This window comes from Xanthomonas sp. LMC-A-07 (genome assembly GCF_030208825.1).
GTDB classification, from domain to species: Bacteria; Pseudomonadota; Gammaproteobacteria; order Xanthomonadales; family Xanthomonadaceae; genus Xanthomonas; species Xanthomonas campestris.
Window position 1 is genome coordinate 168,826 of the sequence record NZ_JARVTF010000008.1, and the last position, 22,871, is coordinate 191,696.

Below are 22,871 nucleotides of genomic sequence, written 5' to 3' on the forward strand. Positions count from 1 at the left end.
ATCCCGTGTCACCCTGCGGCCGCCTCCTTCGGGACGCGGCCGCAGTCGTGTGTGCGGTGGCTGCGCCCAGCGCCCACCGCCGCCATACTTGTGCGATGTATCCCTCGCAACGCCGCCGCCTGCTGTTCACCTTGTCCATCGTGCTGGGCGGCATGTTGGTGGCCATGTTCGCGGCTGGCTACTTCGTCGAACAGAACGCATTGCGCGAAGAAAGTGCCACGGTGCAACGTCAGTTGCGCCTGTATGCGCAGGCCCTGCAGCAGCGCATCGACCGTTACCGCACCCTGCCGCAGATCCTGACGCTGGACCCGGACCTGCGCGCGGCCGTCGACGCGCCGTTGTCGGCCGACCAGGTCGAACGCCTCAACCGCAAACTCGAACGCGCCAACAACGTCACCCAGTCTTCCACGCTGACCCTGATCAACCGCGACGGCATCGCGCTGGCCGCCAGCAACTGGCGCGGCGCGCGCAGCAACGTGGGCGTGGATTATGCGTTCCGCCCGTATTACCAACAGGCCTTGGCCAGTGGCAGCGGCAGCTTCTACGGCATCGGCCTGACCACCGGCGAGCCGGGCTACTTCCTGTCACAAGCCATCCGCGACCCTGCCGGGCAGGTGCAGGGCGTGGTGGTGATCAAGATCGCGCTGGCGGCACTGGAGCGCGAATGGCTGCAGACCCCGGACATCGTGCTGGCCTCCGACGCGCACGATGTGGTGTTCCTGGCCAGCCGCCCGCAGTGGCGCTACCGCATGCTCGCCCCGCTCAGCGAACGTGACCGGCGCGAACTGCAGGCCACCCGCCAGTACGCCAGCCAACGCCTGCTGCCGTTGCAGCGCCGCGTGATCGAACCCACCGGCAGTGGCGGTGTGCTGGCGGAGGTGCAGATGCCGCCACTGAGCGGCCAGGTGCTGTGGCAGACCCTGCAGGTGCCCGAGAGCGGCTGGCGCCTGCACCTGCTGCACGACACCCGCGCCAGTGCGGCCGCCGGCCGCGCGGCGGCCATCGCGGCGGCCGGTGCGTGGCTGGCGCTGGCGTTGCTGTGGTTGTTCGTGCAGCAGCGTAGCCGGCTGTCGGCCTTGCGCCAGCGCAGCCGGCATGAGCTGGAAACACTGTTGCAACAGCACGCTGAAGAACTGCGCACCGCTCAGGATGGCGTGGTGGCAGCGGCGCAACAGGCCAACACTGGCCTGAGTCGCAGCCTGGAACATCTGCCGCAAGGCGTTGTGGTCATCGACGCGGCGCTGAACCTGGTGGCGTGGAATTCGCGCTATGTGGAACTGTTCCGCTTTCCCGCCGAGCTGTTGCAGGTCGGCCGGCCGATCGAAGACCTGTTCCGCTTCAACGCGCGCCGTGGCCTGCTCGGGCCCGGCCCGATCGAGGCCGCCATCGAACGCCGCCTCAACCATCTGCGCAGCGGCAAACCGCATATGCGCGAGAGTGAGAAAGAAGACGGCACGGTGCTGGAAATCCGCGGCAACCCGCTGCCCGATGGCGGTTTTGTCACCAGCTACGCCGACATCACCACCTACAAGAACGCCGCGCGCGAACTGCGCTCGCTGGCCGATGCGCTGGAGCACCGCGTGGCCGAGCGCACGCGCGATCTGGCCGCGGCCAAGCGCGAGGCCGAAAGCGCAAACCGCTACAAGACCCGCTTCGTCGCATCGGCAGTGCACGACCTGCTGCAGCCGCTCAATGCCGCGCGCATGTTCGTCTCGGTGTTGCGTGGGCAGGTGCAGGCCACCGGCAGTGCGCAACTGGTGGACAACATCGACGGCGCACTGGCGGCGCAGGACGCCATCCTCAACAGCCTGCTCGACATCTCGCGCCTGGAAGCCGGCAGCCTGAAAACCCAGGTCCGCGATTTTGCGATCGGTCCGCTGCTGGACACCCTGGCGCGCGAGTTCGGCATCCTGGCCGAAGATCGCGGCCTGGTGCTCGACTGGGTGCCCACCTCGGCGGTGGTGTTGAGCGACGAAACCCTGTTGCGCCGCATCCTGCAGAACTTCCTGTCCAATGCGATCCGCTACACCCCGCGCGGCCGCGTGCTGCTGGGGTGCCGCCGGCGTGGCGGCTGGTTGCGCATCGAGGTGCACGACCAGGGCCCGGGCATTCCCGAAGCGCTGCAGCACGAAATCTTCGAAGAATTCCGCCGCCTCGACGACGGCGTGGCCAACGACCGTGGCGCGGGCCTGGGCCTGGCGATTGTCGAGCGCATCGGCCGCCTGCTCGGGCATCGCATCGGCCTGCGCTCCACCCTAGGCGGCGGCAGCGTGTTTTCGGTCAGCGTGCCGCTGGGCGAACGTGCGGCCATCGTGCAGCCGCTGCGCACGCCGCAGCTGCAGCACGAACACGGCAACGACCCCATCCTGCACGGCTGCCGGGTGTGGTGCGTGGACGATGACCCGCGCGTGTGCGAGGCCACGCGTGCACTGCTGGAGCGCTGGGAATGCCGGGTGGATTTTGCCGGCGGCCCCGACGACGCACTGGCCGCGGCCAGCCCCGACGATGCACCGGAACTGCTGCTGCTGGACGTACGCATGGGCAACCATTACGGCCCGATGCTGCTGCCGCAACTAGTGGCGCAATGGCAGCGCGAACCGCGCGTCATCCTGGTCACCGCCGAACCCAGCCCCGCCCTGCGCGAGCATGCGCTGGAAGCGGGCTGGGGCTTCCTGTCCAAACCGGTCCGGCCGCCGGCGCTGCGCGCATTGGTCACGCAGATGCTGTTGCGGCGCGGGTGAGTCTGTGCGGCAACGCACAGGTGCAGGCACCGCTGCCTGGCCGGGTCGGATCGTGCACCACCACTTCGCGTTTCAACGTCAGGCACTGGCCGTTAGCCTGAATCATCGTGCTTCCGCACCTGCAAGGTGGACGCCCGATGATGAAGACGACGCTGCTTCTGTTGACGTCCTTGTTGATTGTCAGCTGCGCAGGCGGATTCACGGCGCACGCGCAGGACGCTCCGGCCGCTGCGCAGCCCGGGTCATCAGCACGCGTGCAGATGGATCCCTACACGGCAGGCAAACTGATCACCGTGCTGGATCAGGTCGCACGCCACCGCCATCTCAGCACCGGCCACATGATCGATGTGGTGTCCGCGCAATTTCTGGCAACGCCGTATCGCGACCACGTCCTGCAGGGCTCGGCCAGCATGCCGGAAAAGTTGATCATCGACTTCACCGGGTTGGACTGCTTCACCTACCTGGACTATGTCGAGGCCGCGCGTCGCTCCTATTCGCAGCAGGACTTCGTCAATCAGCTGGTGCTGACCCGCTATGTCGACGGCATCGTCAGCTTCACCCACCGCAAGCACTTCTTCAGCGACTGGGCCAACCGCACCTATGAGCTGGCCACCGACATCACCGCAGCGGTCAGCCCCGACAGTGTCACCGTGGTGAAACAACTCAACCTCAAGGCCGATGGCAGCAACTACCTGCCCGGGCTGCCGGTGGTGGAACGGGCCATCACCTACATCCCCACCGCACACATCGACGCGGCGCTGATCCGCCAACTGCGTACCGGCGATTTCGTCGGCATCTACACGCCGCTGGCCGGGCTGGACGTCACCCACGTCGGCTTTTTCATCATGACCGATCGTGGCCCGATGCTGCGCAATGCCTCCTCGCGCGCGGAGAACCAGAAGGTGGTGGATTCGCCGTTCCTGGACTATGTGGCAAGAACGCCGGGGATCATCGTCTACAGGGCCAAATAGTGATGCGGGTTTTGCACCTGCAGAGGATGTGGCATCCGCAGGCTGCATGAGCTTGGCTGCCGCGTAATAGCCGGTTGCAGCAGTGCATGCGCCACCTTGCGACTAGCTAGCTACGCAGCCGCTTAGGCCTTGTATCCGGAGCGCCCACCTGCCCTGCAACACGCGCAGTGCGCTCAGCCCTCGCCTTCCGGCTCCAACGCCTTGACCAGCACCGCCGCCTGGGTGCGGCTGTAGCAGTCCAGCTTTTTCAGGATGGCGGTGACGTGCACCTTGACGGTGTTCTCGGCCAGGCCCAGTTCGTGCGCAATCTGCTTGTTCAACAAGCCATCGGCCAGGCACAGCAACACGCGAAATTGCTGCGGGGTGAGCTGGGCGAGCTTGGCCGCCAGTTGCGCGTCGGCTTCGGAGCGCTCGGCGGTCATCGGCGGGAACCAGGTGCCACCATCGAGCACGCTGGCCACCGCGGTGCCGATCGATTCGGCCGGGGTGGATTTGGGAATGAAGCCGGCCGCGCCGAACTGCTGCGCGCGCCGGATTACCCGCGGGTGGTCGTTGGAGGAAATCACCACCACCGGAATGTCCGGATGCTCGCCACGCACGTGCAGCAGCGCGGAGAAGCCGCGCGCGCCCGGCATGGCCAGGTCCAGCAGCACCAGCTCGGCCTGCGGATGCGAGCGCAGCATCGCGCTCAAGGTGGTGGCGCTGGAGGCCTCCACCACTTCGGCAGTGGGCAGGGTCTGGTGCAGCACGTGGATCACGGCAGCACGGAACAACGGGTGGTCGTCGGCGACGAGGATGGTGAGATCGGCCATGCGCCAAGTCTGGCACATGGCTGCGTCGCTTTCCCGCCGCGCTGCGCGGTAGGTGGTTGGTGCGTGGAGCTGGACGGCCCGGGCATGCGACAGGCGCGCTGCCGATGCGCTCGGTGCATTGGATTCCGCGCACGCCTCTCAGATGGCAGACGCGCAGACAATGCATCCATCGAACGCCTGCATGGCGCGCATGCGCTGCTCAATCATTGGGCGGATCGTGGTGATGTGGCCGGCTCGCCGGGATCAAGCGGCCCGTTCAATGCGTGTTTTCACCATGAAACACAGGTCGGCCCGCCCCGCCAACCCTCAGCGCGGCGGCTGGGTGCTCGCGCGCCAGGCTTCCAGAAACTGCCGGCGCTTGAGCTTGTCCAGATAGACCAGCAGGCCCGGGCCGAGCGGAATCGGTCGAAACGGCGGCTGCGCCGAGCCACCGCGACCACCGGCCGACGGCAGGATCGGCATCAGCCGCGCCTCGCGCGAGAGCACCTGCTGGCCGCGCGGCGAGAGCAGGTAATCCAGGAACCGGCGCGCCTCGGGCGCGTGCGGCGCGGTCTTGGGGATCACCGCGGTGCGCAGCGCCACCAACGTGTAGTCCTGCGGCTGCACGATGCCCAGCGGCGCACCGGCATCGATACGCGCCTGTGCGTAGGAGCCGAGCACGTTATAGGCCAGCAACAACTCGCCGCGGCTGACGCGGTCCAGCAAGGTGCCGGTACGTTCTTCCAGACGCACCTGGTTTGCCCCCAGCGCGGCCAGCAACGCGCCGGCAATGCTGCCCACCTGCCCGTCCTGGGTGGCGAACAGATAGCCCACGCCGCTGCGCTCGGCATCGTAGGTGCCCACCTTGCCGCGCAACGGCGCATCGGGCGCACGCAGCAACGCGAGCAGCTGCCGGCGCGTACGCGGCACCCGCGCGGCGACGAGCTTGCTGGTGTTGTAGACGATGGCCACCGGCTCGTAGCTGATGCCGAAGACTTCGTGCCGCCACTGCGCCCAGGCCGGCAGCGCTTCGGTCTGCGCCGAGCGATGCGTCAACGCGTGACCATCGTTCACCAGCTTGGTCTGCAGATCCATGCTGGCGCTGATCAGCAGATCCGCCTGCGGCGCATTGGCGGCCGGATGCAGATACTGCTCGTAGATGTCCCAGGCAATCACATCTTCGTAGATCACCTCGGTGCCGGGATGCAAGCGCTGGTAGTCCTGGATCACTGCGCCGAACACTTCCAGATCAGTCGAGCCCTGCACGCGCAGCTGCGCCTGCACCGCGCCCTGTGCCGGAAATCGCCGTACATCGCCGGGCGCTGCCCAGGCCAGGCCGCACAGCAGCAGCAACACCACACCACACACCACGCGCATCACGCCGTGCCTCCGGGAAAATGCAATGACGCAATCAACCCGCCGCCAATGCGATTGGACAGATCGATGCGCCCACCGTGCGCCTCGACCACGCGCTTGACGATCGCCAGGCCCAGGCCCGCCCCACCGGCCGGCGCATCCGGGCCGCGCACAAAACGCTCGAACACCCGCTCTGCTTCGGCCGGCGGAATGCCCGGGCCGTGATCGGCGATGGTCAGCACATGCTGGTGGCCGTCGCTGGTCAGCGCAACCTGCAATGGCGCGCCGGCGCCGTATTTGCAGGCGTTATCGATGAGATTCTTCAAGGCTTCGCGCAGCAGCAAGGCATCGCCGCGCAGCAGCGCCGGTTGCGGGTCGATCGCCAGATGCACGCGCGGCGCCTCCTCGCCACGTGGCAGCGCGTCATGCAGCGCCTGGTGCAGCAGTTCCACCAGGTCGACCGTGGCAAACCGCTGCAGATTGGCGCGATGGATCACGCTGGCGTCGCTGAGCAACTGGTTGAGCAGGCGGCTCATATGGCTGGCATTGCGCTCGATCGCCACCAGGCTGCGCTGCATGTCGCGCGGGTCATCGTCGTCCATCGCCAGCTGCGCCTGCGCACGCAACGCGGCCAGCGGCGTGCGCATCTGGTGCGCGGCCTCGGCCATGAACGCGCGCAGGGTTTCGTTGCTGGACGACAACCGCGCCATGAAGCGGTTGAGCGCGGCAACCATCAACTGCATTTCCTGCGGTGCGGGCACGGTGAGCGGTTTCAGATCGGAGGGCTCGCGTCGCGAGAGATCGCGCTCGATGCGTTGCAGCGGGCGCAAGGCGCGATACACGCCAATCCACACCAGCGCCAGCGCCAGCAGCGACAGCACTGCAATCGCCACCAATGCGTTGAGCACCACATCGCGCGCCACCGCGTCGCGCGCGCGGCGGGTCTGTCCCACCTGCACGCGCACCTCGCCCTGCCCGGAGTCCGAAGCCACCCGGTGCATCACCACCGCAAAGCGCACCGGCTCACCGCTGTAGTTTGCGTCGAACAACAACGGCCGCTCGCCATCGGGCGCGCGCGGCGGCAGCGGCAAGGTGTCTTCGCCGGTGATGGTGCGGCCCTGCGCATCGAACACGCGGTAGAACACGCGGTCTTCCGGCGCCATGCCCAGCAGGTCGAGCGAGGCATACGGCAGATCCACCTGCCAATCGCCGCCCACCAACGCCACGCTGTCGATGATCGACAACGCCGACGACACCAGCAGGTGGTCGTAGGAGCGATTGGCCGCACGCTCGCCGTAATCGCGCGCGGCAAAGAACAGCACCACCGCGCCCAGCAACGACAGGCTGCTCAGATACAGCAGCAGCGTGCGCCGGATCGACGGCGCCACCGCTTGGGCTTCAGCCATCGCTGCCGGCCTCGGCGACCGCCTGCGGGTCGGCTTCTTCCAGCTTGTAGCCGGCGCCACGCACGGTGACGATGCGCAGCGGCGCACCGATCAACTTGCGGCGCAGCCGGCCCACATACAGCTCGATCGCATTGGGGCCGGCATCGTCATCGAATCCGAACAACCCGTTGCCGATCTCGTCCTTGCCCACCACCTGGCCCAGCCGCCCGATCAGGATTTCCAGCAGCCGGTACTCGCGATTCGGCAACTCGATCGCCACCCCGTCCAGGCTCACGGTGTGCGCAGCGTTGTCGAACACGAACGCGCCCAGTTGCACTACCTCACTGGCCTGGCCGCGATTGCGCCGCAGCAGCACCCGGCACCGCGCTTCGAACTCACGAAAGTCGAACGGCTTGCCCAGGTAATCGTCGGCCCCCACATCCAGCGCCTGCACGCGGTCTTCGATGCCATCACGCGCAGTCAGCATCAGCACCGGCGTGGTGTCGCCACGCTCACGCATCCCGGCGAGCACGCGCAATCCATCCAGCTTGGGCAAGCCGATATCCAGCACCACCAGATCAAAGCTCTGGTAGCGCAACACGCTGGCCGCGGCCAACCCGTCCTGCTGCCAATCCACCGCATGCCCGCTACGGCGCATGCGCCGCACGATGGCATCGGCAAGGTCGGCGTTGTCTTCGACGAGCAACAGGCGCATGAGCGGGGATTCGGCAATCGGGATTAGGGATTCGCAAGTGCGTTGACCGCGGCCGGAAGGTAACAGGCCAGGCGGACAAAAGCTTCTTTGCCGTTGCCAATCTCCAATCCCGATTCCCCAATCCCGTCTCGCGACAGGTCCATGACAGCTTCGCGGGACTAGGCTGCAGCCAGCTCGCCGTGACGCGGTTGCGGCCGATTGATTGCCTGTGCTGCACACATGTACCTGGGAGGGTCTGTGATCAACGACACCTTACGCTTGCGCGCCATTACCGCCTGTGCGGCCATCTGTCTGGCGCCGGCGGCACACGCGGCCGATGACCAAGGCCCGGTGACCGCCGAAGTGGGCGGGCGCGTGCATTGGGATTTCACCGTCTTCGACAACGATGAACGCGGCACGCCCGAGCGCAACGACACCCAGTTCCGCCGTGTCTGGCTGGACGTGGCCGGCAAGTTCTATGGGTTCAACTACAAGGCCGAGGCGGAGTTCGCCGGCCTGCAGTACGAACCCGGCAGCCGCGGCATCCTGGCGCGCGATGTCTACATCGCCAAGAAGTTCTCCGCCGGCACGCTGACCGTGGGCCAGTTCAAGCAGTACTTCTCGCTGGACGACCGGACCGGCTCCAACTATGGCCCGTTCCTGGAACGCGGCTACGCCTCGACCACGCTGGCACCGATCTACCGCAAGGCGATTTCCTGGCAGACCAGCCGCCCGGATGCCACCTGGTCCACGGCCGCCTACAGCCTGGAAAGCATCGACAATTCGGCCACCAAGGGCGGTGCGCTGGGCACGCGTCTGACCTTCGCACCGGAAATGGGCGACGCGCGGCTACGCCATCTGGGCGTGTCGCTGGCGCATGAGCGCTATTCGCATCCCGGCAGTGGCGGCGCCTCACCGCTGCTGATCCGCCCGCGCCCGGAAAACGATCTCGCCAACAACAGCCGCATCACGCTGGCACGCTTCGCCGATGGCCGCGATACCGACTTCGACAAATGGTCGCTGGAATATGCAGAAGTGGTCGGCCCATGGTCGTGGCAGACCGAGTTCAGCGGCGGCCTGCTCGACGATGGCGCGCAGCATGCAAAGGTGCTGGCCAGCTATGGCCTGGTCAGCTGGTTCGTGACCGGCGAGTCGCGCGGCTACGACCGCAAGACCGGCCGCTTCAGCCGCATCAAGACGCCCAACCGCCCGTCCGGCGCATTCGAGCTGGCGCTGCGTTACGACTACATGCGCGGCGACCAGCATCTGGATGGGCAACCCAACTTCATCGACGCCAACACGCAGTCGTGGACGCTGGGCGGCAACTGGTACTTCAAGCCCAATCTGCGCGTGATGCTCAATGTGATCGACAGCCGCAACCGTGACCGCATGGTGGACGCGGTGGTCGATCACACGTTGGCCGTTACCGGCCGCTTCCAGTACGACTTCTGAGTGGCCTGCATCTTTACCCTGCGTCATCCCGCGTCTGCGCTCCGCCACTGCAGCGGTGCGCTGCCGTCCGCCAATGCGGTGGCCTGCACTTTGCCGCATGACAGCCACAGCGCCGTTACGTCAGCCGCCACCAGCGATGGCGTGCACCACCTTCGCTGCTGCGCGCCCGGCGCAATGGCGCGCTCCACTTATCCCCCGCTGCACGCCTCAAAGGATTTGCCCGCATGCTGACCGCGCTCGGTTTCGGAATGGTGATCACCTTCATGTACCTGATCATGAGCAAGCGGTTGTCGCCGCTGGTGGCTCTGATCACGGTGCCGATCGTGTTCGCATTGCTCGGCGGCTTCGGCACCGGCATCAACGAGATGATGCTCGACGGCATCAAGAAGATCGCGCCTACCGGCGTGATGCTGATGTTCGCCATCCTCTATTTCGGGGTGATGATCGATGCCGGTCTGTTCGACCCACTGGTCGGCCGCATCCTGCGCCTGGTCAAGGGCGACCCGCTGAAGATCGTCATGGGCACGGCGATCCTGGCGATGCTGATCTCGCTCGATGGCGACGGCTCCACCACCTACATGATCACCGTCTCGGCGATGCTGCCGCTGTACCAGCGCCTGGGCATGAACGCGCTTAACCTCACCTGCGTCACCATCCTGGCCAGCGGCGTGATGAATCTCACCCCGTGGGGCGGCCCCACCGCGCGCGCCGCCACTGCATTGCACGTGGATCCGGCCGATGTGTTCGTGCCGCTGGTACCGGCCATGGCGATGGCGATCGCCGGCATCATTGCACTCGCCTGGCTGCTGGGCATGCGCGAGCGTCGCCGCCTGGGCGTGGTGCGCCTGCCGGCCGATGGCAACTGGCTGGAAACCAGCCTGCCCGACGACAACGACGCCCTGCCGCGCGTGGAAGACACCGAAGACATGAAGCGGCCCAAGCTGCTGTGGGTGAACCTGGTGCTCACCCTCGCGCTGATGGCCGCGCTAGTGGTGGGCATCCTGCCGATGCCGGTGTTGTTCATGATCGGCTTCGCGCTGGCGCTGATGATCAACTACCCCAACCTGGCCGAGCAGCGCCGCCGCCTGGTCAACCACGCCGGCAATGTGTTGTCGGTGGTGTCGCTGATCTTCGCTGCCGGCATCTTCACCGGCATCCTGTCCAATACCGGCATGGTCGAAGCGATGTCGCGCAGCTTCCTGGCGGTGATTCCCGACAGCTGGGGTCCGTACCTGGCGGTAATCACCGCCATCGTCAGCATGCCGTTTACGTTCTTCATGTCCAACGACGCGTTCTACTTCGGCGTGCTGCCAATCCTGTCCGAAGCCGCCGGCCATTACGGCATCACGCCCGTGGAAATGGCGCGCGCCTCGCTGGCCGGCCAGCCCGTGCATCTGCTCAGCCCCCTGGTGCCCTCGACCTATCTCCTGGTCGGCCTGGCCAAGGTCGATTTCGCCGACCACCAGCGCTTCACCCTGAAATGGGCGGTGCTGATTTCGATGCTGATGCTTGCCGGCGGGCTGCTGTTTGGCTTGTTTCCGTTGGCGCGCTGAGGCCCGCAGGGATTCGGCATTCGGGATTGGGGATTCGCTAAAACCAGAGCGAACGCCAACGCCTGCTGTTACGAATCCCGTCATCCCCAATCCCGAATCCCAACTCCGAAGGAGTTCAAGCAATGACGCTTCGCATCGCATACGTCACCAGTGGCATGGGCAGTGTGGGTACTGCGATCTGCCAGAAACTGGCGCGCACCGGGCACACGGTGGTGGCCGGGTGCGGCCCCAATTCGCCGCGCAAATCAGCGTGGCTGCGTGAGCAACGCGAGCTCGGGTTCGACTTCGTTGCCTCCGAAGGCAACGCCGCCGATTGGGAGTCCACCGTGGCTGCGTTTGCCAAGGTCAAGGCGGAGGTCGGCGAGATCGATGTGTTGGTCAACAACGCCGGGGGCAGCCGCGACACGCTGTTCCGCCAGATGAGCCGCGACGACTGGAACGCGGTGATTGCCAGCAACCTGCATTCGCTGTTCAACATCACCAAGCAGGTGGTGGATGGCATGACCTCGCGCGGCTGGGGGCGCATCGTCAACATCGGCTCGGTCAGCGCGCACAAGGGCCAGATCGGGCAGATCAACTTCGCCACCGCCAAGGCGGCCATGCATGGGTTCAGCCGTGCGCTGGCGCAGGAAGTGGCTTCGCGCGGTGTCACCGTCAACACCATTTCGCCCGGCTATATCGCCAGCGCTTCCATCAGCAATTTCCCACCGGATGTGCTGGACCGCCTGGCCACCTCGGTGCCGGTGCGCCGGCTCGGCAAACCGGCCGAAGTGGCCGGTCTGTGCGCATGGCTGGCCTCCGACGACGCCGCGTATGTGACCGGCGCGGACTACGCGGTCAACGGCGGTTTGTACATGGGCTAAAGCGCCATGCACGTGCGGCGCTGCTGCGTGGAGGCTGGCATCCATCACGCGCAGCGCAGCGCTGCACTGGCAACGCAGCAGTGCGTAAAGCCGCCCGTGCCGCGGCCGCCTCCCGCGCACGCAGCAACGTTTGGCATCCCATCCCACTGCATACCGCAGCCCGACGCGCTCCGTTTCATGCCCTGCATCACCCCCCACAGGCGCCGCGCCAACACGCTGCAATGCCTGAGCAAGCCGCTGTTTGCCGAGCGTTGTGCGCCCGCGTGGCACCGGCAAATGCCCTGCAAGCGACCGCCACCGCAAGGCCTGCGCGACACGTGGCGTGCACGAACTGATTACACTCTGGCTTTTCCGCAGTGCGGTGCCATGGCCAAACATCCCGAACGCGCCACTCCTGCTGCACGCCCGCAGATGGCCGACATCGCGCGCATGGCGGGCGTGTCCGAGTCCACCGTGTCGCGTGCGCTGGCCGGCAGCCCGGTGGTGGCCGAGCGCACCCGCGCCTACATCAAGCAGATTGCCGCCGATGCGGGGTATCAGGTCGATCCGGTGGCACGCAGCCTGCGCGCCAAGCGCTCCAACACGGTGAGCGTGGCGGTGCCGATGATGCATGCGCTGGACCAGCCGCTGTCGGACCCGTTCCTGATGACCATGCTCGCGCTGCTGGCCGAAGAACTCACCGGCCGTGGTTACAGCATGCTGTTGTCCAAGCTCAATCGGCATCAGGACGGCTGGGTGGAACAACTCGCACGCGGCAGCCGCTCCGATGGCGTGATCGTATTGGGGCAAAGCTCCGAACATGCTGCGCTGGATGCGGCCGCACGCGATGGCCTGCCGATGGCGGTGTGGGGTAGCCGAATCGACGGGCAGTCCTACATCAGCGTGGGCAGCGACAATTTCCAGGGCGGCGCACTGGCCACCGAGCACCTGATCGCCAGCGGCCGTCGGCGCATCGCCTTCCTGGGCGACGACCAGCTTCCCGAGGTGGCGCCGCGCTTTGCCGGCTACCGGCAGGCGCTGGAGCAACATGGCCTGGAGTTCGATACGCGCCTGCACGCGCGCAGCCACTTCCTCAGCGAGGACGCCTACCGGCTCACCCGCGCCATGCTCAAGAAGACCGACGCGCCGGATGGACTGTTTGCCGCGTCCGACGTGATTGCGGTCGGTGCGATCCGCGCCCTGGTCGAAGCCGGCCACCGCGTGCCGCAGGACATTTCGCTGGTGGGCTTCGACGATATTCCGCTGGCCGCCTACAGCCAGCCGCCACTGACCACCGTGCAGCAGGACCTGGGCCTGGCCGCACGCTTGCTGGTGGACCGGCTGCTGGCATTGATCGCCGGCGAAGCAGTGGACTCGGTGGAGATGCCGGTGAAGCTGGTGGTGCGCGAGTCGGCTTGATTCGGGAATCGGGAATCGGGAATCGGGAATCGGGAATCGGGAATCGTAAGAGCGTGCGTCCTGGACGGAGTGCGCGCAAGGTCTTGGTGCCGCAATCCGCTTTTTTTAGCGGCAAAACGTTGCGATACCTTGCTGGCTACTAGGCCGCCACGGCCTTGGGTTTGCGGATGCGTACGCACAGCATGGCCACCGCAGCCGCTAGCATCAGTGCGCCGGCCAGGCGGATCACGTTGCGTGGGTCACCGTGTAGCAGCGGTTCGTAATACAGCGGCAAGGTCACGATCTGGATCAGCATCGGCAGCACGATGAACAGGTTGAACAGGCCCATGTACACGCCGGTGCGCTCGGGCGGAATGCTGTCGGCCAGCATCAGGTAGGGGTTGCCCATCATGCTGGCCCAGGCCAGGCCAATACCGATCATCGGCAGCAGCAACAACCAACGGTTCTCGATGCCCGGCAACACCCACATGCCCACGCCAGCCGCCAGCAGGCAGGCCGCGTGCGTGTACTTGGGGCCGACGCGCCGCACCACCGGCACCATCGCAAAAGCCGCCAGAAACGCGATGAAATTATAGAAACCGCCGATCTGCCCGTTGACCAGCCCGGCCTCGCGGAAGCCGTGCGAGTTCGCCTCGGTGGTGCCGAACAAGGTGGTCGACAGCGACAGCACGATGTACTGCCAGTAGCTGAAGATCGCATACCACTGAAACAGCATCACCGGCGCCAGCTGGCGCATGGTCGGTGGCATGTCGCGCAGCGCGCTGCCGATTTCGCGCAGCGTGGCGCCCAGCCCGGTACCGGCCTTGCGCATACGCGCGATCTCCGCCGCAGGCACCACCGGCTCGCGCACGCTGCGCGCAGTGAGCAGGATCGAGGCGGCCGAAAAGCCGGCACCGATCACGAACGCAGCAATGGTCACGTACGGGATGTGGTGCGCATTGGCCGCGTCCTGGCTCATGCCGAACCACACCAGCAACGGCGGGGTGAGATAGGCCAGCGTCTGCGCCAGCCCGGTGAAGGCGCTCTGGGTGAGATACCCCAACGGCCGCTGCGGTGGCGCCAGCACGTCGCTGACCAGGGCGCGGTACGGCTCCATCGCGACGTTATTGGCGGCGTCCAGCACCCACAGCAGGCAGACCGCCATCCACAATGCGGTACTGAAAGGCATCGCCAGCAGGCACAGGCTGCACACCAACGCGCCGAGCACCATGTAGGGCATGCGCCGGCCCCAGCGCGTCACCGAGCGATCGCTCAAGGCGCCGACGAACGGCTGCAGCACCAGGCCGGTGATCGGCCCGGCCAGCCACAGGTACGGCAGGCTGGCGTGGTCGGCACCCAGGTAGTTGTAGATCGGGCTCATGTTGCTCTGTTGCAGCCCGAAGCTGTATTGCACACCGAAGAACCCGGCATTGAGGGCCAGGATGCGTGCGAAGGAAAGCGGAGGAGCGGTCGACGACATGCAGGGTCCAGGCATCGGTGCGGCTCCCAGTGGCCGCAGCGCACTCTACCCTGGTCGCTTTGCAATCGATTGTAACGCTGCGCCGCAGCACAGAAGCTAACACCGCTTTGCCCTCTTTCATTATTGCAACAAATGTTGCGACGCAGGATTGCAATCGATTGCATTAGGGCGTATCACTCCGCTCGCACTGCAGGCCACCCGGCCATCCCTGGGAGGGGACGACGCAGGGCGTCGACACACCACCATCCGTGAGAGAGAGAATCGCGATGTCCACCTTGCACACCCTGCGCCTGCACGCTTTGGCCTGCGCGGTCACCACCTGCCTGTGCGCGCCGCTCGCGCTGGCCCAGGACGCCACCCCGCCCGCGCCCGCCACCCCGCCGGCCGCCGACAGCGCCGCGGTCAACCTGGATTCGGTGTTCGTCACCGGCACCTCCACCGCCACCACCAAGCTCAAGTCCAGCGTGTCGGTGAGCACCGTCGGTGCCGAGGCGATCGAGCAATCGGCCCCGCGCAGCACCGCGGAAATCTTCCGCAACATTCCCGGCATCCGCTCCGAGTCCAGCGGCGGCGAAGGCAATGCCAATATCGCCGTGCGCGGCCTCCCCGTCGCTTCGGGTGGCGCCAAGTTCCTGCAGCTGCAGGAAGACGGCCTGCCGGTGATGGAGTTCGGCGATATCGCCTTCGGCAATTCCGATATCTTCCTGCGCTCGGATTTCACGATGGATCGCATCGAAGCGATCCGCGGCGGTTCGGCCTCGACGTTTACCAGCAATGCGCCCGGCGGCATCATCAACTTCATCAGCAAGACCGGCGACACCGAAGGCGGCAGCGTCGGCGTCAGTCGCGGCCTGGACTACGACAACACCCGTATCGACTTCAATTACGGCGCGCCGTTTGCCGAGCACTGGCAGTTCAACATCGGCGGCTTCTTCCGCCAGGGCGACGGTGTGCGCGATGCCGGCTACACCACCGACAAGGGCGGCCAACTCAAGGCCAACCTCACCCGCCTGTTCGAGAACGGCTACGTGCGTGTGTACGGCAAATACCTCAACGACCGTGCCGCCGGCTATTTGCCGGTGCCCACCTCGGTGCGTGGCCGCGACGGCTCGCCGGACCTGGGCGGCTTCCCCGGGTTCGATCCCGGCAACGACACCTTGTACAGCCGTAATTTCCGCACCGATGTTGGCCTGGATGGCAACAACCAGCCGCGCCGCACCGACCTGGGCGACGGCATGCACCCGATCTCCCGCACCATCGGCGCCGAAGCCTGGTTCGACCTGGGCAATGGCTGGAACCTGAGCGATAAATTCCGTATCGCCGACAACAGCGGCCGCTTCGTCAGCCCGTTCCCGGCCGAAGTCACCGATGCCGCCGCGCTGGCATCGTCCATCGGCGGCGCTGGCGCGCAGCTGGTGGAAGCCAGTGGCGCCAATGCCGGCCAGGCCTACACCGGCACGGCCATCCGCACGCATCTGTTCAATGTCGCCATCAACGATCTGGGCAATGTCACCAACGACCTCAGCCTCTCGCGTGAGTTCGGCGGTGACGGCCGCACCCTCAACCTGCGCATGGGCTACTACACCTCGCGCCAGACCATCGACATGGACTGGACCTGGAACTCCTACGTGCAGAGCCTGGGCCGCGACTCGCGCCTGCTCAACGTGGTCGACGCCGCAGGCGTGTCGCGCTCGCAGAACGGCCTGTACGCCTACGGCACACCGTTCTGGGGCGATTGCTGCATCACCCGCAGCTACGACGTGCGCTACGACGTCAACGCACCGTACGTGGCGCTCACCTTCGACAGCGGCAAGCTCAGCATCGACGGCAGCCTGCGCTACGACATGGGCGATGCACGCGGCAACTATTCCGGCACCGCCATCGCGCAAAACCTGGACGTCAATGGCGATGGCGTAATCCAGCCGGTAGAGCAGCGCGTGGCCACGGTGGACACCGCCAATGCGCGCCCAGTGGACTACGACTGGAATTACCTGTCGTACTCATTGGGCGGCAATTACCTGATCAACGACGACCTCGGCGCATTCGCACGCGTCAGCCGTGGCGCACGCGCCAATGCCGACCGCCTGCTGTTCGGCGTGATCCGCGACGATGGCTCGGTGACCTCCGATGAAGCGGTCAACGTGGTACGGCAGACCGAAGCCGGCCTGAAGTGGCGCCGCGACGGCCTGAGCCTGTTTGCCACTGCATTTGCAGCGCGCACCCAGGAGCAGAACTTCGAAGTCACCAGCCAGCGCTTCTTCAACCGTAGCTACAAGGCGCACGGCATCGAGCTGGAAGCCAGCTACCGCTACGAGGGCTTCACCGTCAACGGCGGCGTGACCTGGACCGATGCAGAAATCGCCAGGGACCAGATCACTCCGGAGAACACCGGCAACGTGCCGCGTCGCCAGGCCGACTTCGTGTGGCAGCTCACCCCGAGCTACCGCGGCGACGGCTACCAGTTCGGCGTGAACCTGATCGGCACCACCGAGGCCTACACGCAGGATTCCAACCAGCTGAAGATGCCGGGCTACACGCAGGTGAACCTGTTCGGTGACTACCGCATCACCGATGCGTTCACCGTCGCGTTGAACGTCAACAACCTGTTCAACACGTTCGGGCTGACCGAAGCCGAGGAAGCCACCATTCCGGCCAACGGCATCATCCGCGCACGTTCGATCGCCGGCCGCACCACCAGCCTCAGCCTGCGCTACGACTTTTAAAGGACCCGCGCCGGGCCCTGCCCGGCTTTCCCCATGATCGCTTCCTCCCCCATCGATGCCGCTGCACTGCGCGCCAGCGTTGCCGCCGCACTGGATCCGTCCACTGCCGCAGCAACACTGGCGCGTTTCGATACGCATGCCCCGCGCCTGTTCGACGCGCTGTCCACGCTCTACGGCAACCGTGCCGACTACGCCAGCTGGTTGCCACAGTGGCTGAGCGCACTGGGCGTGGTCGCGCAGGCGCGGCCAGCGGCCTTGCGGCACCTCGACGACAGCCGCGCACCGGGCTGGTTCGGCCAGCAGGACATGCTGGGCTACAGCGCCTACGTGGACCGTTTTGCCGGCACGCTGCGCGGTGTTGCCGAGCGCGTTCCGTATCTGCAGGAACTGGGCGTACGGTATCTGCACCTGCTGCCATTCCTGCGCGCACGCGCCGGCGACAACGACGGCGGCTTTGCGGTCAGCGATTACGGCCAGGTGGAACCGGCCCTGGGCAGCAACGACGATCTGGTCGCACTCACCGCACGCCTGCGCGCGGCCAACATCAGCCTGTGCGCGGATTTCGTGCTCAACCACACCGCCGACGACCACGCCTGGGCACAGGCCGCACGCGCTGGCGATACGCGTTATCTCGACTACTACCATCACTTCGCCGACCGCAGCGCACCGGACCAGTACGACACCACCCTGGTGCAGGTATTCCCGCAGACCGCGCCCGGCAACTTCACCTGGGTGGACGAGACCCGGCAGTGGATGTGGACCACGTTCTATCCCTATCAGTGGGATTTGAACTGGAGCAACCCGGCGGTGTTCGGCGAGATGGCATTGGCGATGCTGGAGCTGGCCAATCTAGGCGTGGAAGCGTTCCGGCTCGATTCCACGGCGTACCTGTGGAAACGCCCGGGCACCAACTGCATGAACCAGCCCGAGGCACACACCATCTTGGTGGCATTGCGTGCCGTGGCCGACATCGTGGCGCCCTCGGTGGTGATGAAGGCCGAAGCCATCGTGCCGATGGCAGAACTGCCGCCCTACTTCGGCAGCGGCGTGCAGCGCGGGCACGAGTGTCACCTGGCCTATCACAGCACGCTGATGGCGGCTGGCTGGTCGGCACTGGCCCTGCAACGCGGCGACATCCTGCAGGACGTGATCGCCCACAGCCCACCGCTGCCGCCCAACTGCGCCTGGCTCAGCTACGTGCGCTGCCATGACGACATCGGCTGGAACGTGTTGCAGCACGAGGCCGCCGGCACTGCCGCGCAACCGCCGTTCTCGCTGCGCGAGGTGGCGCAGTTCTACGCCAACGCCGTGCCCGGCAGTTACGCGCGCGGCGAAAGTTTCCAGAGCAGCGGCGATGGCGTGCACGGCACCAATGGCATGAGCGCGGCATTGGTGGGCGTGCAGGCTGCGCACGAACACGCCGATGCGGCGGCGGCCGCCCGTGCGGTGGACCGCCTGGTGTTGCTCTACGCCGTGTCGCTGGCGATGCCGGGTGTTCCGCTGATCTACATGGGCGATGAACTCGCGCTACCCAACGACAACGCCTACCTGGACGATGCGCAGCGGCGCCACGAAGGACGCTGGCTGCATCGCCCGGCGATGGCATGGGAGCTGGCCGCGCAACGGCATGACCTCTCCACGTTGGCAGGTACCGTGTACACGCGTTTGCGTGCGTTGATCCGGCTGCGTGCGGGCTTGCCTGCGCTGGCTGCCACTCAATCGCTGGGAAGCATTTCCCTAGCTGATGCACGGCTATTCGCGCTGACGCGTGGCGACAGCTTCCTGGCGGTGCACAATTTCAGCGAGGTGCCGCTGCCGGTGGATCTGACCCAAACCGGGCATGCGCAATGGGCTGTGCTGGACACCGACGGCACTGGCGATGCGCCCGAACCGCGTACGGAGCTGTTGCTTCCTGCCTATGGCGTGCGCTGGTTGCAGCGTCGTTGAATCATGGGTTGATCTAGACCGCACTCGGCAAAGCCGACGTCCCCCCGCCCTGAGTAGCGGCCGTGGTGCGCGTCGCGTGTCGATGCTTGATGCGCGAGGCACTGGAGTGCCTTGCCGACTCGACGCCAGCGCTTCATCAGTACGATGAGGTTCCGCACTCAGCCAACACTGCATTGCAGCGTGTACATCGGCAATAAAAAAGCACGCCGGTCAGGGCGTGCTTTTTCTCATCGCATTTGCTCGACCCGACGACCACGAAGGCCGCGCCGCCGCACAGATGAGTTGCTGCACTAGCGCGTTTCCGCGCCAGCAGCTGCATCTCAGCGCTTGCCCAGGCTCAACAGCGTTTCCGCAGTCTTCTCGGACGAAGCCGGATTCTGGCCAGTCACCAGCATGCCGTCGGTAACCACATGCACGCCCCAGTCGGCACCCTTTTCATACTGGCCACCGAGCTCGATCAGCACGTCTTCCACCAGGAACGGCACGATCTTAGTCAGACCCACGCCTTCCTCTTCGCCGTTGGTGAAGCCAGTGACGCGGCGACCATTGACCAGCGGCTTGCCGTCGGCGCCCTTGACCCGACGCAGCGCGCCCGGTGCGTGGCAGACCAGACCATGTGGCTTGTTGGCAGTGGCGAACGCTTCGATCAAGGCGATCGAGTGCGCGTCTTCGGCCAGATCCCACAGCGGGCCATGACCACCCGGGTAAAACAGCACATCGAACGCGTCTGCCTTGATGTCGGCCAGGCGGTGCGTGCTTGCCAGCGCCTGCTGGGCTTCTGGATCCTGCTTGAAGCGCTTGGTCGCCTCGGTCTGCGCGTCGGGCTCGTCACTCTTCGGGTCCAGCGGCGGCTGGCCGCCCTTCGGCGAGACCAGGGTGATCTGCGCGCCTGCGTCCTTGAACACGTAGTACGGCGCGGCGAATTCTTCCAGCCAGAAGCCGGTCTTCTTGCCGGTGTCGCCCAGCTGGTCGTGGGAGGTGAGCACCATCAGAACATTCATTGGATTGCCTTGGGTTATCGCCCCGGACTCGGGCAAGGCGGCCAGTCTGCGGTTCAGCCCGTTGCAGCGCCGTGTAGAGTGCGTGGGCGCCGCGCGCACGGTTCAGACATTCATCGCTGGCGGCTGCAGCTGATCCATGCGGATGCGGTTCGCAAATAGCGAGAACGCCAGCATGCCGGCCAGCCCGCTGACACGGCTCACCCACGGCGGCAGCCAGCGTGGCGCCACCAGCACACCGCTCTCGAATAACGGGGCAAAGCGCGCCACATCACCCAGTGCCATCTTGCCGGCGAACAAATACCGGCAGCGCTGCAACTGATCGCGCTGCAAGGCATGCCGGAAGAACGTATGCACCGCCACCAGCCCGCGCAGGTACACCGTGTCCTTGGTAAACGCACCGCCACCGCTGGTCGGCACGCCGCGGAACACGCGCTGCGCGGAGGAAAAACTTTCCGGCGGGCTTTGCCCGCTCTCGGTGAAATAGCGAAAGATCTCGATGAAATCCGCGCCGGAGCGCGCCATCGCAATCGCTTCGATGCGCAGGCTGATGCGCTTCATGCGTTCGATGTCGATGCTGCCGGTGATCTGCTCGGCAAAGGTCGCCAGGCCTTCCTGCGTGGCGGTGGTGCGTGGCGAAGAAATCCCCAGGCTGGGCAGGTGCAGCTGCGCACGCCCGTTGAGCGCCGTGAGCGAGTGCACCAATGCTTCGTGATGGAACAACTGCGCGCGGTCGTAATCGCTGAAGGTCGCGCCGCTGCGCAGCCGGATGCGGTGCGCACCGGCCGCGGCCTTGGCCAGCAGGTCCGGGTCCAGCGTCACCGTAATCACGCGGCCTTCGAAAAACGCATCCAGATCGTTCTGCAACTGCATCCGCAACGCGGTGGCCGACACCGGCACCTGTTCTTCCGGCGCCAGCAATTCGCGGTCCAGCTCCTGCGCGATCTGGATGAAGTGCCGCGCAGCCTCGCGCGTGCTCGGCCCGTTGCCCGGCATCGGGTCGTCCGGCACGCCAAACAGCTGTGCCGAGTAATCACTGACCGCTGCGGTGCCCAGCGATTCCAGCAACCCGGCCGCCAGCCCCCAGCTATGCGCCGAATCGATCAAATACGCGCCGAGCGGATGCTGCGGGTCGGCGGCCTTCGCAATGACGGCCAGTTCGCGCCGGGTGTCGCCAAAATCCAGTACCGGGTACTCCACCTGCGGCAGTTCTGGCTGCCCGCGCGCCACGCTTTGCAGGAAGGGCTCCTGCAAGGCCCGAGGCCAGCTCGCCAAGGCGAGCAATTTGACCCCGCGCACCGCCTTGACCAGACGCGCATCCAGCGCCGCGTGATGGACGATGTCCGGCGGCCCCTTGCGCGATGGCATCAGCGCCGTCCGGGACGATCGACGCTGGCAGGCCGCTTGCCCGAGCCCTTGCCGCGATTGTTCTGCGCAACACGGGTGGCGAGTTTTTCGGCCGCGCTGGCCACTTCCACGCGCAGCTTCATGTAGTTGGCCACGCGCTCCGGATCCAGCGTATCGGCCTCGATCGCCGCACGCACCGCACAACCGGGTTCGGCGATATGCGCGCAATCGTTGAAACGGCATTGCGCAGCCAATGCCTCCACATCGGAGAAACCGCCCTCGGCCAGGTCTTCCTCGCCGGTGGGCTTGAGCTCGCGCATGCCGGGCGTATCGATCAGGCAGGCACCGGACGGCAACGGAATCAACGCGCGGTGCGTGGTGGTGTGGCGGCCGCGCGAATCGTTCTCGCGCACCGCGTTGGTCTTCATCTTCTGCGTGCCGAGCAAGGTGTTGGTCAGCGTCGACTTGCCCGCGCCGGACGAGCCCACCAGCACCGCGGTGCGGCCATCGCCCAGCCACGGCCGCAGCGCCGTCACGCTGGCCGGGTCCTTCGCATTGACCGTGAGCAGCGGAATGTCTTGCGCGGCCAATTCTTCCAGCACCGCCAATGCGTCGTCGGCATACTCGGTCTGGTCGGCCTTGGTCAGCACCACCACCGGTTCGGCACCGCCCCCGCCAACCAGCAGCAGGTAGCGCTCGATCCGCCGTGGATTGAAGTCCGCATCCAGCCCGCACACGATGAACACCGTATCGATATTGGCCGCGATCACCTGCTGGTGGTAATGCTCGCCTGCCGCGCCGCGCTTGATCGAGGTGCGACGCGGCAATAACGCCACGATGCGCTTGCCCTCCATCAGCACCCAATCCCCCACCGACGCCCGCTCATGGCTGGGAAAGCGCGGCCGCTGCCATTCCGGCAACGACTCGGCCTTGAGACTGGCCTCCGGCGTATCGGCCACCACATAACCGGTGCGGTGCTGCTCCACCACCCGCGCCGGCAACGCTTGTGGATGCGCCGCAAAGATCGCCTGCCAGGCCGGGTCCTCGGGAGGGCCAGGCCAGGGCCAGCCGATAGATTGAAGGGTGTGGTAGTTGGGGGATGTGTCGCTCATGTGCGGATTCTAGCGGTCCAACCTGGGCCGCTTGTGCATTCAAGCGTGATCGGAGCGCTTGTCGTGCACTTGACATTGTTG

General features: G+C 66.1%; 16 protein-coding genes. 8 read left to right on the forward strand and 8 right to left on the reverse strand.

The window, feature by feature from the left end:
• Positions 1-95 precede the first annotated feature (95 nt).
• Both QRM89_RS08185 and QRM89_RS08190 read left to right on the forward strand, forming a co-directional pair.
• A complete protein-coding gene (locus QRM89_RS08185; protein ID WP_285447752.1) occupies positions 96-2,741 on the forward strand; it encodes a PAS-domain containing protein in 2,646 nt (881 codons plus the stop codon).
• Positions 2,742-3,001: 260 nt separating this feature from the next.
• Positions 3,002-3,712, forward strand: a complete 711-nt coding sequence (locus tag QRM89_RS08190; RefSeq protein ID WP_285447753.1) for a DUF1460 domain-containing protein — start codon at positions 3,002-3,004, stop codon at positions 3,710-3,712.
• A gap of 173 nt (positions 3,713-3,885) precedes the next feature.
• On the opposite strand, the gene QRM89_RS08195 is transcribed toward QRM89_RS08190, so the two are convergent.
• The 4 genes from QRM89_RS08195 to QRM89_RS08210 all read right to left on the reverse strand — a co-directional run bounded on the left by QRM89_RS08195 (position 3,886) and on the right by QRM89_RS08210 (position 7,959).
• The gene (locus tag QRM89_RS08195; RefSeq protein ID WP_011038447.1) at positions 3,886-4,524 is read right to left on the reverse strand and encodes a response regulator transcription factor; all 639 of its coding nucleotides are present in this window, start codon (positions 4,522-4,524) and stop codon (positions 3,886-3,888) included.
• Positions 4,525-4,830: 306 nt separating this feature from the next.
• The gene (locus QRM89_RS08200; RefSeq protein ID WP_285447754.1) at positions 4,831-5,880 is read right to left on the reverse strand and encodes an ABC transporter substrate-binding protein; all 1,050 of its coding nucleotides are present in this window, start codon (positions 5,878-5,880) and stop codon (positions 4,831-4,833) included.
• Positions 5,880-7,265 (reverse strand): sensor histidine kinase, encoded by a 1,386-nt coding sequence (locus QRM89_RS08205; RefSeq protein WP_228945258.1) that lies wholly within the window; start codon positions 7,263-7,265, stop codon positions 5,880-5,882. Before QRM89_RS08205 ends, QRM89_RS08200 begins: the two co-directional genes overlap by 1 nt.
• The gene (locus tag QRM89_RS08210; protein WP_042596966.1) at positions 7,258-7,959 is read right to left on the reverse strand and encodes a response regulator transcription factor; all 702 of its coding nucleotides are present in this window, start codon (positions 7,957-7,959) and stop codon (positions 7,258-7,260) included. Before QRM89_RS08210 ends, QRM89_RS08205 begins: the two co-directional genes overlap by 8 nt.
• Positions 7,960-8,196: 237 nt before the next feature.
• Between QRM89_RS08210 and QRM89_RS08215 the strand changes: the two genes are divergently transcribed.
• The 4 genes from QRM89_RS08215 (at position 8,197) to QRM89_RS08230 (ending at position 13,204) form a co-directional block, all read left to right on the forward strand.
• Positions 8,197-9,390 (forward strand): OprO/OprP family phosphate-selective porin, encoded by a 1,194-nt coding sequence (locus tag QRM89_RS08215; protein ID WP_012437421.1) that lies wholly within the window; start codon positions 8,197-8,199, stop codon positions 9,388-9,390.
• A gap of 224 nt (positions 9,391-9,614) precedes the next feature.
• A complete protein-coding gene (locus tag QRM89_RS08220) occupies positions 9,615-10,943 on the forward strand; it encodes a CitMHS family transporter (RefSeq protein ID WP_011038452.1) in 1,329 nt (442 codons plus the stop codon).
• 122 nt (positions 10,944-11,065) lie between these two features.
• Positions 11,066-11,806, forward strand: a complete 741-nt coding sequence (phbB, locus tag QRM89_RS08225; protein WP_103700313.1) for an acetoacetyl-CoA reductase — start codon at positions 11,066-11,068, stop codon at positions 11,804-11,806.
• A 366-nt stretch (positions 11,807-12,172) separates the two neighbouring features.
• Positions 12,173-13,204, forward strand: coding sequence for a LacI family DNA-binding transcriptional regulator (locus tag QRM89_RS08230; RefSeq protein WP_011038454.1), 1,032 nt, complete (start codon positions 12,173-12,175; stop codon positions 13,202-13,204).
• A 139-nt stretch (positions 13,205-13,343) separates the two neighbouring features.
• Here QRM89_RS08230 and QRM89_RS08235 read toward each other — a convergent pair whose 3' ends face one another.
• Entirely contained in the window at positions 13,344-14,663 is a 1,320-nt protein-coding gene (locus QRM89_RS08235; protein WP_011038455.1) for an MFS transporter, read from the reverse strand.
• 266 nt (positions 14,664-14,929) lie between these two features.
• On the opposite strand from QRM89_RS08235, the gene QRM89_RS08240 reads away from it, so the two are divergent.
• Entirely contained in the window at positions 14,930-17,386 is a 2,457-nt protein-coding gene (locus tag QRM89_RS08240; protein ID WP_285447755.1) for a TonB-dependent receptor, read from the forward strand.
• 36 nt (positions 17,387-17,422) lie between these two features.
• Positions 17,423-19,333: an alpha-amylase family protein gene (locus QRM89_RS08245; RefSeq protein ID WP_285447959.1), complete on the forward strand. Its 1,911-nt coding sequence runs from the start codon at positions 17,423-17,425 to the stop codon at positions 19,331-19,333.
• Between the two features lie 320 nt (positions 19,334-19,653).
• On the opposite strand, the gene QRM89_RS08250 is transcribed toward QRM89_RS08245, so the two are convergent.
• The 3 genes from QRM89_RS08250 to rsgA form a co-directional block, all read right to left on the reverse strand.
• Entirely contained in the window at positions 19,654-20,334 is a 681-nt protein-coding gene (locus QRM89_RS08250; protein ID WP_225042409.1) for a type 1 glutamine amidotransferase domain-containing protein, read from the reverse strand.
• Positions 20,335-20,436: 102 nt separating this feature from the next.
• Positions 20,437-21,699, reverse strand: coding sequence for a flavohemoglobin expression-modulating QEGLA motif protein (locus QRM89_RS08255; RefSeq protein ID WP_050912047.1), 1,263 nt, complete (start codon positions 21,697-21,699; stop codon positions 20,437-20,439).
• The gene (rsgA, locus tag QRM89_RS08260; protein ID WP_285447757.1) at positions 21,699-22,790 is read right to left on the reverse strand and encodes a ribosome small subunit-dependent GTPase A; all 1,092 of its coding nucleotides are present in this window, start codon (positions 22,788-22,790) and stop codon (positions 21,699-21,701) included. The genes QRM89_RS08255 and rsgA overlap by 1 nt, the downstream gene beginning before the upstream one ends.
• Positions 22,791-22,871: the final 81 nt, after the last annotated feature.

Excerpts from the sequence above, each read along its gene's own strand:
- QRM89_RS08185 (WP_285447752.1), top strand. The coding sequence starts at position 96 with ATGTATCCCTCGCAACGCCGCCGCCTGCTGTTCACCTTGTCCATCGTG.
- QRM89_RS08190 (WP_285447753.1), top strand. The coding sequence starts at position 3,002 with ATGGATCCCTACACGGCAGGCAAACTGATCACCGTGCTGGATCAGGTC.
- QRM89_RS08195 (WP_011038447.1), bottom strand. The coding sequence starts at position 4,524 with ATGGCCGATCTCACCATCCTCGTCGCCGACGACCACCCGTTGTTCCGT.
- QRM89_RS08200 (WP_285447754.1), bottom strand. The coding sequence starts at position 5,880 with ATGCGCGTGGTGTGTGGTGTGGTGTTGCTGCTGCTGTGCGGCCTGGCC.
- QRM89_RS08205 (WP_228945258.1), bottom strand. The coding sequence starts at position 7,265 with ATGGCTGAAGCCCAAGCGGTGGCGCCGTCGATCCGGCGCACGCTGCTG.
- QRM89_RS08210 (WP_042596966.1), bottom strand. The coding sequence starts at position 7,959 with ATGCGCCTGTTGCTCGTCGAAGACAACGCCGACCTTGCCGATGCCATC.
- QRM89_RS08220 (WP_011038452.1), top strand. The coding sequence starts at position 9,615 with ATGCTGACCGCGCTCGGTTTCGGAATGGTGATCACCTTCATGTACCTG.
- phbB (WP_103700313.1), top strand. The coding sequence starts at position 11,066 with ATGACGCTTCGCATCGCATACGTCACCAGTGGCATGGGCAGTGTGGGT.
- QRM89_RS08230 (WP_011038454.1), top strand. The coding sequence starts at position 12,173 with ATGGCCAAACATCCCGAACGCGCCACTCCTGCTGCACGCCCGCAGATG.
- QRM89_RS08235 (WP_011038455.1), bottom strand. The coding sequence starts at position 14,663 with ATGTCGTCGACCGCTCCTCCGCTTTCCTTCGCACGCATCCTGGCCCTC.
- QRM89_RS08240 (WP_285447755.1), top strand. The coding sequence starts at position 14,930 with ATGTCCACCTTGCACACCCTGCGCCTGCACGCTTTGGCCTGCGCGGTC.
- QRM89_RS08250 (WP_225042409.1), bottom strand. The coding sequence starts at position 20,334 with ATGAATGTTCTGATGGTGCTCACCTCCCACGACCAGCTGGGCGACACC.
- QRM89_RS08255 (WP_050912047.1), bottom strand. The coding sequence starts at position 21,699 with ATGCCATCGCGCAAGGGGCCGCCGGACATCGTCCATCACGCGGCGCTG.
- rsgA (WP_285447757.1), bottom strand. The coding sequence starts at position 22,790 with ATGAGCGACACATCCCCCAACTACCACACCCTTCAATCTATCGGCTGG.